The organism is Streptomyces sp. NPDC005899 (genome assembly GCF_040629645.1).
Taxonomy (GTDB): Bacteria; Actinomycetota; Actinomycetes; order Streptomycetales; family Streptomycetaceae; genus Streptomyces.
In genome coordinates, this window is sequence record NZ_JBEXWB010000214.1 from 1 (window position 1) to 10,939 (window position 10,939).

The following is a 10,939-nucleotide window of genomic DNA, read 5'->3' on the forward strand; positions in this document are numbered from 1 at the left end:
GCCGGGCCATCGGTGCGCCGCCCTACCGCGCCGCGTACTTCTTGCTGACCGCCCGGTAGACGCCCTCCGCCTCCTTGCCGAGGCGGGGGCCGGCCAGCCAGCCGGCGCTCACCGGGCCGATGGAGGTGTTGGAGACCAGGGCCGGCTCACCGTCCCGGCCCGCCGCCACCCAGCCGCCGCCGGACGAGCCGCCGGTCATCGTGCACCCGATGCGGTACATCGTGGGCTGGTCCTGGAAGACCGACAGCCGCCCCGGCTCGTCCGTGCACTGCAGGGCGGCCTGGCCGTCGTACGGCGGAGCCGCCGGGTAGCCCGTGGCCGTCATGCCGTCGATCTCCGGGACGGCCGGTGCGTCGAAGTCGACCGGCAGTGCCGAACCGACGGTCTCTTCCAGGGACTTGCCCGTCGAGCCCTTCTCCGGGGTCACCTGCAGCACCGCGAAGTCGTACGGCGCGCCCTGCCCCCCGGTCGCCGCGCCCTGGGCGATCCACTGCTCCGAGGTCTGCGCCCACTGGCCCCACCACACGCCGTAGGGAGCGATCTTCTCCCGGGGGGCGTCCTGCAGCTCGCCCGCCGCCAGGCCGCTGTCGTTGTACGAGGGGACGAAGGCTATGTTGCGGTACCAGCCGCCCTTCTTGCCCGCGTGCACGCAGTGGCCCGCCGTCCAGACCATGTTGGACCTGCCGGGGTGGGCCGGGTCCTTCACCACGGTCGCGGAACAGACCATCGATCCTTCGGGGCCGTCGAAGAAGAGCTTCCCGGACTCCGCCGCGTGCTCGTGGTACGGCGTCGCGAGACGCGCGGCCTCCACGGGGGCGGGGACCCGGTCCGTCACGCCCTTGTCGCCGGATATGTCGTTGTCGACCGGATTCTCCGGGGGCTTGTCGGCGTCCCGCATCCGGTCCGGGTCCCACAGGTCCTCGATGATCGGGTTGACGTAGTCCCTGGCCTCACGCAGCCACTTGTCCTTGTCCCAGTTCTTCCACTCGCCGTCCCGCCACGTGTCGAGGTCGATCCCGTGTTCCTTGAGCCGGTCCTTGAGATCGTCGGGGACGGTGACCTTGCCGCCGGAGGCCTGACCCGCGGATCCGCTCGGCTTGCTGTTCGCCGCGTCCTCGTCGGGCCCGCAGCCGGTCACGGTGAGGGTGAGGACGGCGGCGAGGGCGGCCGCGGCGAACACGGGGGAGGTGCGGCGGGCGCTCCCCCCGCGGCGTGCGGTGTCGATCGGGCGAATGGGTCGCATCTGGTGATCCCCCTGGGACTTCGTCACTGACTTCTCTGCTGCACGGCGGACCGCCGCGGGACGGTCCACCGTCCGGCGGCCCCGCGGCACGCACCACGTGGGCCGCCGCGGGGCCCGGACCGCGTGCGCCCCCACTATGCCGGTGCCGATGTGGACGGCGAGCGGCAGGGCCGTGGTTCCCTCCCCGCGAGGATCTTCCGGTGTACCCGTGATCCGCCGCGCCCGGCGTCGTTGGTACGTACGGGGAACACCCGGACAGCGTTCAGCCGCGCGGTCCGTCACCGGGGCGCCGTGCCGACGTGCGACGCCACTGCTACCGCAGGAGGACCGACAGCCGTGGCCCTGACCGAACCAGCTCCGGCGCCGCACCCTGCCGCTTACGAGGGGATCCTGCGGCGCCAGACACTGCGTGAATCGGCTGCCCGCACCTACGCGCGGTCCCTGCCGATCGTGCCGGTGCGGGCGAGGGGGATGACCATCGAGGGCGCGGACGGGCGCCGTTACCTCGACTGCCTCTCCGGGGCCGGCACGCTGGCACTGGGTCACAACCACCCCGTGGTGCTCGAGGCCATCAGGAAGGTCATCGACTCCGGTGCGCCCCTGCACGTGCTCGACCTCGCCACCCCCGTCAAGGACGCCTTCACGACGGAGCTGTTCGCCACCCTGCCCGGGCGGCTCGCCGACGACGCCCGCATCCAGTTCTGCGGGCCGGCCGGGACCGACGCCGTCGAGGCCGCCCTCAAGCTGGTCCGCGCGGCGACCGGACGCGGCGGGCTCCTCGCCTTCACCGGCGCCTACCACGGCATGACCGCCGGTGCCCTGGCCGCGTCGGGCGACGCCCCGGACGTCCGCGTGACGCGGCTGCCCTTCCCGCAGGACTACCGCTGCCCCTTCGGGACGGGCGGGGAGCGGGGCGCCGGCATCGCCGCGCGCTGGACCGAGCACCTGCTGGACGACCCCAAGGGCGGGGTGGCCGCCCCGGCCGGAATGATCGTGGAACCCGTCCAGGGGGAGGGAGGGGTGAACCCCGCTCCCGACGGATGGCTGCGCCGCATGCGGGAGATCACCGAGGACCGGTCGATCCCGTTGATCGCGGACGAGGTCCAGACCGGGGTCGGCAGGACCGGCGCCTTCTGGGCGGTCGAGCACAGTGGTGTCGTGCCCGACGTGATGGTGCTCTCCAAGGCCATCGGCGGCTCGCTCCCCCTCGCGGTGATCGTCTACCGCTCCGCGCTCGACGTCTGGCCGCCGGGCGCCCACGCCGGCACGTTCCGCGGCAACCAGCTCGCCATGGCGGCCGGCCGCGCCACCCTCGCCTACGTCCGGGAGAACCGGCTCGCGGAGCGTGCGGGGGCACTCGGCGCGCGCATGCTCGCCCGTCTTCAGGCTCTCGGCGCGGACCACCCGAGCATCGGTGACGTCCGGGGCCGCGGCCTCATGCTGGGGATCGAGCTCGTCGACCCGGAGGCCGCGCCGACCGGCGCCGGGAGCGGCTCCGCCCCACCGCCCGACCCCGCCCTGGCCGCGGCCGTGCAGCAGGAGTGCCTGCGCCGCGGCCTCATCGTCGAGATCGGCGGGCGGCACAGCGCCGTCATCCGGTTGCTCCCTCCCCTCACCCTCACCGACGAACAGGCGACGGCGGTCGTCGACCGCCTGGCCGATGCGCTGAGAGCCGCGGAACGCTCTCCGCACCGCCGGGTCCCTTCCGGGCCGACCCGCTGATCCCGGACCCCTCACAAGGAAGACCGCCGTGAACCCCACCCCTTCACCCGAGGCCGACGGCCCTCCCACCAGCGAGCAGCGAGGCCAGGACGTGCCGGACGGCGCCCTCGCCGTCGAGTCGACGACCGTGCCACGTCAGAAGGCCGGCCGGGGAGCCCTGCGCGCCGGGGCGGGCGCCGCCACGTGCGGGCCGCCGCCGGAGCGGTCCGGCCACCCGCACGCCCACGGCCGCCCCGACGCCGCGGGCCACCCGGCCCCGCCCGCCGACCCCGATCCCCTCGACCACCCCGACCCGCTCCGGGCCGCCGACTCGGCGGGCACCGAGAACCTGCTGCGCTGCTGGGTCCGGGAGAACGACCTGCCCCGGCCGGAGGGGGACACGCTGCGCATCCCGCTCCCCGCGAGCGGTACCGCGCTGCTCACCCCGGTCCGCCACTGGTCCGCGACCGGCTGGCACCGCTTCGGGGCCCCCGCCCTGGAGAACGCGCCCGCGGACGCCCCCGGGGCCGACGCCGTCACCGTGGCCGCCCTCCTCGGGCGTGAGAACGACCGGGGCGCCGGCGTGGACCTCGTGGCCAGGGTCGCGGACTCGGTGCGGCACACCGCCGTCTTCCTCGCCGACCGCCGCCGCGCCCCCGCCGCCCGCCCGGAGGCCGACCTCTTCCTCACCGCCGAACAGTCGCTCCTGCTGGGCCACCCCCTGCACCCCACCCCCAAGAGCCGCGAGGGCCTGTCCGAGACGGAGACGCCGCTCTACTCCCCCGAGCTGCGGGGCTCCTTCCCGCTGCACTGGATGGCCGTGGACCGGTCCGTACTGGCCACCGACTCGTCCTGGACCCGGCACGGGCGACCGGTCGGCGCCGAGGAGCTGCTCGCGCCGCACGCCGGGGAGCTCCCCCTCCCCGAGGGCTCCGCGGCCCTCCCGCTCCACCCCTGGCAGGCCGCGGAGGTCAAGCGCCGGCCCGAGGTCACCACCCTGTTCGAGAAGGGCCTCCTCCACGACCTGGGACGACACGGGGAACACTGGCACCCCACGTCCTCCGTCCGCACCGTGCACCGACCCGGCGCCGGCATCATGCTGAAGCTCTCCCTGGGCGTGCGGATCACCAACTCCCGCCGCGAGAACCTCCGCAAGGAACTCCACCGCGGCACCGAGGTCCACCGGCTGCTGAGCACGGGGCTGGCCGACGCGTGGCGGGCGGCCCACCCGGGCTTCGACATCGTCCGGGACCCCGCCTGGCTGGCCGTGGACGCCCCGGACGGCGTGCCCGTACCCGGCCTGGACGTCATGCTCCGCCACAACCCGTTCGGCCCGTACGACGACGCGGTGTGCATCGCCGGACTCACCGCCCCCCGCCCCTGGCCGGGCCGTCCCGGCATGCACTCCCGGCTCGCGGAGACCGTCCACCGCCTCGCCGCCCGCACGGGCAGGAAGACCGGCGCGGTGTGCGCCGAGTGGTTCCTCCGCTACCTCGACCGGGTCGTGCTCCCGGTTCTCTGGCTCGACGCCCACGCGGGTGTGGCCCTGGAGGCGCACCAGCAGAACACCCTGGTCCTCCTCGACGCGCACGGCTGGCCGGCCGGCGGCCGGTACCGCGACAACCAGGGGTACTACTTCCGCGAGTCCCACCGGGCGGCGCTCGAGCGCAGGCTCCCCGGCCTCGGCAGCGTCAGCGACACGTTCGTGCCCGACGCGGTCACCGACGAACGGCTCGCCTACTACCTCGGCATCAACAACGTGTTCGGGCTCATCGGGGCCTTCGGCGCCCAGCGGCTGGCCGACGAGCACCTGCTCCTCGCGGCGTTCCGCCGGTTCCTCGACGGCGCTCGCTCGCTGGGGTCCCCGCTGCCCGGCTACCTGCTGGAGTCGGCGCAACTGCGCTGCAAGGCCAATCTGATGACCCGGCTGCACGGTCTCGACGAGCTGGTCGGCCCGGTCGACACCCAGTCGGTCTACGTCACCGTCGACAACCCCCTCCGCACCTGAGGGCGCCCCGGAGGACCGACCGGAGAGGCCCCGCCGGCTGCCGGGGACGGCGCACACCGCCCGCGAGACCCGCCCGCCCGAACCGAGGAGAGGAGAGCGCCACGGTGCACCATGCCGATGCGCACCCGGAGGCCGGCCCCGCCGCGCCCCCACCGCGCGCCACGGGGACCGAGGACACGGTGGAGCTGCGGCTCACCGAGGAGCTGCTCACCCTGATCGGCGAGGGCGGGCCGCCCGCGTGGGACCCGCCGCCGGTCGGCGGGGTGCCGCCGTCCCCCGGTCCGTCCCCCGGCCCGTCCACCGGTGGCCGGCCGGGCGGCACCGGATACGACGTCCGGGCCGGCACCCGCGGTCCGGTCGGAGATCCGGCGGCCTGGGGCCCGGTCGCCACCGCCGCCGGGGTGTTCCGGCTGGTGCCGGTCGAAGCCGCACGGGATGTCGCCGTGATCAGCCGCTGGATGAACGACCCCGCCGTCGCGGCCTTCTGGGAGCTCGCCGGCCCGGAGTCGGTCACCGCCGGCCACCTCCGCCCGCAGCTCGAAGGCGACGGCCGCAGCGTCCCCTGCCTCGGCGTGCTCGACGGCAGGCCCATGAGCTACTGGGAGGTCTACCGTGCGGACCTCGACCCGCTGGCCCGCCATTACCCGGCCCGGCCGCACGACACCGGGCTCCACCTGCTGATCGGCGGTGTCGGCAACCGGGCCCGGGGGGTCGGTTCCGTACTGCTCAGAGCCGTGTCGGACCTCGTGCTCGACCACCGCCCCCGTTGCGCCCGTGTCGTCGCGGAGCCGGACCTGCGCAACACCCCTTCCGTCTCGGCCTTCCTGAGCGCCGGTTTCCGCTTCTCCGCCGAAGTCGAACTGCCCGGCAAGCGAGCTGCTTTGATGGTCCGCGACCGGGTCCACCGCGCGCGGCTGTGAACAACTCGCCGCCTCACACACACGCTCGTACCCCATCGGTCCCACCTCCGAGGAGTCCCCGTGCCGACACATCCCGCGAGCCACGACCCGGCGCCGCCCCGCACGCTGTCCGCCCCCGAGGAGCTGAACCGCGAGGTCTGGGACCGGGCCGCGGTGCGGCTGCTCGCCAAGATGCTCGGTGAGTTCGCCTACGAGGAGGTCGTCGAGCCGGTCCGCCAGGACGGGGAGTCCGCCGGCGACGTCCACGCCTACCGGCTGCCGCTCGACGACGGGGGAGTCCTGCGATTCCGCGCACGCCGCGGCGTCTACGGAAGCTGGCGCGTCGACCCGGACTCGATCCGTGAGAGCGGGACGGGCGGGGGCCTGTCGGCGGAGGACGGGGCGGACGAGGGCGGGTCGGCGAAGGACGGGACGGGCGAGGGCGGCCATGCCGGAAGCACCCCCTTCCGCGACCCGTTGCACTTCCTCGTCCGGGCCCGCCGCCTCCTCGGCCTCGACGGGGCGACCCTCGGGCACCTCGTACGCGAGATCACCGCCACCCTCGCGGCCGACGCCCGCCTCGACCGCACAGCGCTCCCCGCCGCCCGGCTCGCCGAACTCCCCTACGCCGAACTGGAAGGCCACCAGACCGGACACCCCTGGCTGGTGGCCAACAAGGGCCGTCTCGGCTTCTCCGCCACGGATGCCGCACGCTTCACCCCCGAGGCGCGTTCCGCCACCACGCTGCCCTGGATCGCCGTCAGCACCCGGATAGCCGGCTACCGGGGAGTCACCCGCCTCGCCACCCCCGAACAGCTGTACGAGCAGGAGCTGGACGCGCCGGTCCGCGCCTCGTTCGCCGCCGTCCTGCGCGGCCGCGGTCTCGACCCCGACGACTACCTCTTCCTGCCGGTCCACCCCTGGCAGTGGGACGAGTGGATCGTGCCGCTCTTCGCCCCGTCCCTCGCCGACGGCCGGATAGTGCCCCTGCACCCGGACGGCGACCTCCGGCTGCCCCAGCAGTCGATCCGGACGTTCACCAACGTCGGGCGCCCCGACCGGCACACGGTCAAGCTGCCCCTGTCGGTCCTCAACACGCTCGTCTGGCGAGGCCTGCCGACCGAACGCACCCTCGCCGCCCCGGCCGTCACCGCGTGGGTCCAGGGCCTGTGCGCCGGGGACGCCTTCCTTCGCGACAGCGGGGTGATCCTCCTGGGCGAGGTCGCCTCGGTGGCCGTCGAGCATCCGCTCTACGACCAGCTGGCCGAGGTGCCCTACCAGTTCAAGGAGATCCTCGGCGCGATCTGGCGTGAGCCGTTGCCGCCGAGGCTCGGTCCCGGGGAGCGCGCACGCACCTTGGCCTCCCTGCTGCACACGGACCCCGACGGCCGTTCCTTCACGGCCGAGCTGGTCACACGGTCAGGACTCACCCCGGCGGCCTGGCTGACGAGGCTCTTCGCCGCCCTGCTCCCCCCGCTCCTGCACTTCCTGTACCGCTACGGCACCGTCTTCTCCCCGCACGGGGAGAACGCGATCGTGGTCTTCGACGGCAGGGACGTCCCGCAGCGCCTCGCGATCAAGGACTTCGTCGACGACGTGAACGTCAGCGCCCTGCCGGTGCCCGAGCACGACACGATGCCGGACGAGGTCCGCAGCATCCTGCTGACCGAGGAGCCCGCCTTCCTCACGCAGTTCATCCACGCCGGACTGTTCGTGGGCGTCTTCCGTTTCCTCTCCCCGCTCTGCGAGGAGCAGCTGGACGTACCGGAGAGTGAATTCTGGGCACTCGTCCGGGCGGAGGTCCTGCGGTACCACGCCCGTTTCCCGGAACTGAAGGAGCGGTTCGAGACCTTCGACATGCTGACGCCGACGATCGCGCGCCTCTGCCTCAACCGCAACCGCCTGCACGTGGACGGGTACCGTGACAGGCCGCAACGCCCGCACGCCGCCGTCCACGGCACGGTCCCCAACCCGCTGCACCCGTCGGCGTGAGCCGGGGGTGAGCACCGATGTCAGTCGGGCGCCGTAGGCTGGACGGGCTATGACGAAGCCATCTCTCCCCGAGCTCCTCCATGCCGCCGTCACCGCCGTCGGCGGCACGGAACGGCCCGGCCAGGCCGCCATGGCCGAGGCCGTCGCCGAGGCTGTCGAGGACAACGCCCACCTCCTCGTCCAGGCCGGCACAGGCACGGGCAAGTCCCTCGGCTACCTGGTGCCCGCCCTGGCGCACGGGGAGCGGGTCGTGGTGGCCACGGCGACCCTGGCCCTTCAGCGCCAGCTGGTGGAGAGGGATCTGCCGCGCACGGTCGACGCACTGCATCCGCTGCTGCGCCGCCGTCCGCAGTTCGCCATGCTCAAGGGCCGGTCGAACTACCTCTGCCTGCACCGCCTCCACGAGGGGGCGCCGCAGGACGAGGAGGATGGCCTCTTCGACCAGTTCGAGGCGGCGGCCCCATCGAGCAAGCTGGGTCAGGACCTGCTGCGCATGCGCGACTGGTCGGACGACACGGAGACCGGCGACCGGGACGACCTCACCCCCGGGGTGTCCGACCGTGCCTGGGCGCAGGTCTCCGTCTCCTCGCGGGAGTGCCTGGGAGCGAGCAAGTGCGCGTACGGCGCCGAGTGCTTCGCGGAGATGGCCCGTGAGCGGGCGAAGCTCGCCGATGTGGTCGTCACCAACCACGCGCTGCTCGCCATCGACGCGATCGAGGGTGCCCCCGTGCTCCCGCAGCACGAGGTGCTGATCGTCGACGAGGCCCACGAGCTGGTGTCACGGGTCACGGGTGTCGCGACGGGGGAGATCACTCCCGGGCAGGTCAACCGGGCGGTGCGCCGGGCGGCCAAGCTGGTCGACGAGAAGTCGGCCGACGCCCTCCAGACCGCCTCGGAGGGTTTCGAGCGGGTCATGGAGCTGGCGCTCCCCGGGCGCCTCGAAGAGGTGCCGGAGGACCTCGGCTACGCGCTGGCGGCTCTTCGTGACGCCGCGCGCACGGTGATCTCGGCTCTCGGCGGCACCCGGGACAAGTCCGTCCAGGACGAGGACGCCGTCCGTAAGCAGGCCATGGCGTCGGTCGAGTCCATCCACAGTGTCGCGGAGCGCATCACCCAGGGTTCCGAGTACGACGTCGTCTGGTACGAGCGCCACGAGCGCTTCGGCGCGTCCGTGCGCGTCGCCCCGCTCTCGGTGTCCGGGTTGCTGCGCGAGAAGCTCTTCGCCGACCGTTCGGTGGTCCTCACCTCGGCCACGCTCAAGCTCGGCGGGGATTTCAACGGGGTGGGCGCCTCGCTCGGACTCGCGCCCGAGGGGACGGCGGGCGAGGACGTCCCGCAGTGGAAGGGTCTGGACGTCGGTTCACCGTTCGACTACCCGAAGCAGGGCATCCTGTACGTCGCCCGGCATCTGGCCACGCCGGGGCGGGAGGGGTCCCGCACCGACATGCTGGACGAGCTGGCCGAGCTGGTGGACGCGGCGGGAGGAAGGACCCTCGGCCTCTTCTCGTCCATGCGGGCGGCCCAGGCCGCGGCGGAGGAGCTGCGGGGCCGGCAGGACAGGCCGATCCTGCTGCAGGGTGAGGAGACGCTCGGCGAGCTGATCAAGAACTTCGCCGCGGATCCCGAGACCTGCCTCTTCGGCACGCTGTCGCTCTGGCAGGGCGTCGATGTTCCCGGGGCGAGCTGCCAGCTGGTGGTCATGGACAGGATCCCGTTCCCCCGGCCGGACGACCCGCTGATGAGCGCACGCCAGAAGGCGGTCGAGGAAGCCGGTGGCAACGGCTTCATGGCGGTGGCGGCGACGCATGCCGCACTGCTGATGGCGCAGGGCGCCGGCCGGCTCGTCCGGGCCACGGGCGACAAGGGGGTCGTGGCCGTGCTCGACCCGAGGCTGGCCAACGCCCGGTACGGGAGCTACCTCCGGGCCTCGATGCCCGACTTCTGGTACACCACCGATCGCAACCAGGCGCGGCGCTCGCTCGCTGCCATCGACGCGGCGGCCAAGGCCGCTTCCTGAGGAGCGGGCGTCACTAGCCGCCCCGGCGCGGGCACGAAAACGGGCCCTGGGATCGCCGAAACGATCCCGGGGCCCGGTCGGGCCGGCGGTGCGTCACACCCGACGCAGCACCGCCACGACCTTGCCGAGGATGGTCGCCTCGTCGCCGGGGATCGGCTGGTAGGCGGAGTTGTGCGGGAGGAGCCACACATGGCCGTCCTCACGCTTGAAGCGCTTCACCGTGGCCTCGCCGTCGAGCATGGCGGCCACGATGTCGCCGTTCTCGGCGACCGGCTGGCGGCGGACGGTGACCCAGTCGCCGTCCATGATCGCCGCCTCGATCATCGAGTCGCCGACGACCTTGAGCACGAACAGCTCGCCGTCACCCACCAACTGGCGGGGGAGGGGGAAGACGTCCTCGACGGACTCCTCGGCGAGGATCGGCCCGCCGGCCGCGATGCGGCCGACCAGCGGCACGTAGGAAGCGGCGGGCTTCCCCGTGGTGTCCGTCGGCTGCGTGCTGGGCTGGTCCGATCCGCGCACCTCGTACGCACGGGGGCGATGCGGGTCACGCCGCAGGAAGCCCTTGCGCTCCAGGGCCATCAGCTGGTGCGCCACGGAGGAGGTGCTGGACAGCCCCACCGCCTGGCCGATCTCCCGCATCGACGGGGGGTAGCCCCGCCGCTGCACGGAGTCCCGGATCACCTCGATGACGCGCCGCTGCCTGTCGGTCAGGCCCGAGCTGTCCGCCCGGATTCCTGGGGGGCGTCCGGGCAGGGAGCGTCCGGGGCGCACGGGCTCCGGATCCTCCGCGTTCGTGACTGAGTCATTCATGGCATGCACCGGCTCAAGTCGGCTCTGGGAGCGGTGGTCCTGCGGAGTGATGGTGGCACTGTCTGCGGTGGCGGTCACGTCGGCCCCTCTCGAATGGTCTCCCTAGCTAGGCAACGGTAGTAGCTTTCGAAAGGTTGCGCCAAACACACGTTCGAGTGAAAAACAAATAAAGGGCTGTTCTGGGCTAGCTGTGAGGTGTATGAGCGGTGTCGGCAGGCTTGGGGCCGCCGGTGCCCCGGGCGCCGACACGGTAGCGGCCCGCCCGG

7 protein-coding genes are annotated in these 10,939 nt (G+C 73.3%); 5 read left to right on the forward strand and 2 right to left on the reverse strand.

Annotated features, from left to right (window positions below):
• Window positions 1-22: 22 nt before the first annotated feature.
• Window positions 23-1,243, reverse strand: coding sequence for a hypothetical protein (locus ABZ371_RS21820; protein ID WP_358682220.1), 1,221 nt, complete (start codon window positions 1,241-1,243; stop codon window positions 23-25).
• Window positions 1,244-1,579: 336 nt separating this feature from the next.
• Here ABZ371_RS21820 and ABZ371_RS21825 point away from each other — a divergent pair, with 336 nt between their 5' ends.
• The 5 genes from ABZ371_RS21825 to ABZ371_RS21845 all read left to right on the forward strand — a co-directional run bounded on the left by ABZ371_RS21825 (window position 1,580) and on the right by ABZ371_RS21845 (window position 9,860).
• Window positions 1,580-2,965: a diaminobutyrate--2-oxoglutarate transaminase family protein gene (locus ABZ371_RS21825; protein WP_358682223.1), complete on the forward strand. Its 1,386-nt coding sequence runs from the start codon at window positions 1,580-1,582 to the stop codon at window positions 2,963-2,965.
• Window positions 2,966-2,993: 28 nt separating this feature from the next.
• Entirely contained in the window at window positions 2,994-4,952 is a 1,959-nt protein-coding gene (locus tag ABZ371_RS21830) for an IucA/IucC family protein (RefSeq protein WP_358682226.1), read from the forward strand.
• 104 nt (window positions 4,953-5,056) lie between these two features.
• Window positions 5,057-5,872 carry a GNAT family N-acetyltransferase gene (locus tag ABZ371_RS21835; RefSeq protein WP_358682229.1) on the forward strand — a complete coding sequence of 272 codons (816 nt, stop codon included), beginning with the start codon at window positions 5,057-5,059 and terminating at the stop codon, window positions 5,870-5,872.
• Between the two features lie 60 nt (window positions 5,873-5,932).
• The gene (locus ABZ371_RS21840) at window positions 5,933-7,843 is read left to right on the forward strand and encodes an IucA/IucC family siderophore biosynthesis protein (RefSeq protein WP_358682232.1); all 1,911 of its coding nucleotides are present in this window, start codon (window positions 5,933-5,935) and stop codon (window positions 7,841-7,843) included.
• A gap of 49 nt (window positions 7,844-7,892) precedes the next feature.
• Window positions 7,893-9,860 (forward strand): ATP-dependent DNA helicase, encoded by a 1,968-nt coding sequence (locus tag ABZ371_RS21845; protein WP_358682235.1) that lies wholly within the window; start codon window positions 7,893-7,895, stop codon window positions 9,858-9,860.
• A 93-nt stretch (window positions 9,861-9,953) separates the two neighbouring features.
• Here ABZ371_RS21845 and lexA read toward each other — a convergent pair whose 3' ends face one another.
• Entirely contained in the window at window positions 9,954-10,751 is a 798-nt protein-coding gene (gene lexA, locus ABZ371_RS21850; RefSeq protein ID WP_358682238.1) for a transcriptional repressor LexA, read from the reverse strand.
• Between the last annotated feature and the right edge of the window lie 188 nt (window positions 10,752-10,939).

Bases quoted from the DNA above. Each gene is read 5' to 3' on its own strand.
- ABZ371_RS21820 (WP_358682220.1), bottom strand. From the start codon at position 1,243: ATGCGACCCATTCGCCCGATCGACACCGCACGCCGCGGGGGGAGCGCC.
- ABZ371_RS21845 (WP_358682235.1), top strand. From the start codon at position 7,893: ATGACGAAGCCATCTCTCCCCGAGCTCCTCCATGCCGCCGTCACCGCC.